This is a genomic window from Blautia sp. 210820-DFI.6.14 (assembly GCF_020558815.1).
In the GTDB taxonomy this organism is placed as follows: Bacteria; Bacillota; Clostridia; order Lachnospirales; family Lachnospiraceae; genus Blautia_A; species Blautia_A obeum.
Genome location: NZ_JAJCKS010000120.1, coordinates 1 through 307, shown reverse-complemented (window position 1 = coordinate 307; position 307 = coordinate 1). Strand labels below are relative to the sequence as shown.

1 pseudogene is annotated in these 307 nt (G+C 37.5%); it reads right to left on the bottom strand.

The annotated features are described in order from the left end of the window. Positions 1-263, bottom strand: a pseudogene (locus tag LI112_RS18000) (hypothetical protein); the annotation flags it as partial. Positions 264-307: the final 44 nt, after the last annotated feature.

The window sequence follows — 307 nt, the reverse complement described above, 5'->3', positions numbered from 1 at the left end:
CTATCTACCAAATGATAACATTCCTCGGAAAACCCCAAACCCGCAAATGCAACTGGCGCACTTCCTTTTTTGATTTCTTTTTCAATCACTCTCAAAATGTCTCTCTTTGATTCCATTTCTTGCTTTCCTTTCTCTTTTTCAATTTTCTGATTCTGTTCACAGATCATCAATAAGTTTTCATCTGCTCTTTTCGCTGTCAGTGTTAATGAATAACAACCCAAAACCAGAAACAGTGATATCAATGCACTTCCTACACCAATCATAAAAACTTTTCCCCCTCCAATACATGAAGCAATCCGTCCCACTT